We start from the raw sequence: 232 nt of genomic DNA, 5'->3' as shown, positions 1-232 counted from the left end.
CTCCTCGAAGCGCGGACGTTCGTGCTGCGGCTGCCGCCCGAGCGCGTGCCGGTCCATTGCGACGCACAACGTGTCGGACACATCGTGGCGAACCTGCTCGACAACGCGGTCAAATACTCGCCGGAGCCCGCGCCCATCGAGGTGACGGTGGTGTGCGGGGGCAGCGAGGCTGTCCTGGCGGTCACGGATCGCGGGATCGGCATCCCCGCGTGCGAGCTCGGGCAGGTGGGGA

At 70.3% G+C, this 232-nt stretch carries 1 protein-coding gene; it reads left to right on the top strand.

The annotated features are described in order from the left end of the window. Positions 1–232 (top strand): sensor histidine kinase (locus ACLJNW_RS28875; RefSeq protein ID WP_410962116.1); only part of this gene is annotated, 232 nt, incomplete at both ends.

It is taken from the genome of Salmonella sp. SAL4457 (assembly GCF_046548235.1).
Lineage (GTDB): Bacteria > Pseudomonadota > Gammaproteobacteria > Enterobacterales > Enterobacteriaceae > Salmonella > Salmonella enterica.
Note: the sequence above shows the minus strand (reverse complement) of the source record. Positions and strands in the feature narration are given on the sequence as shown.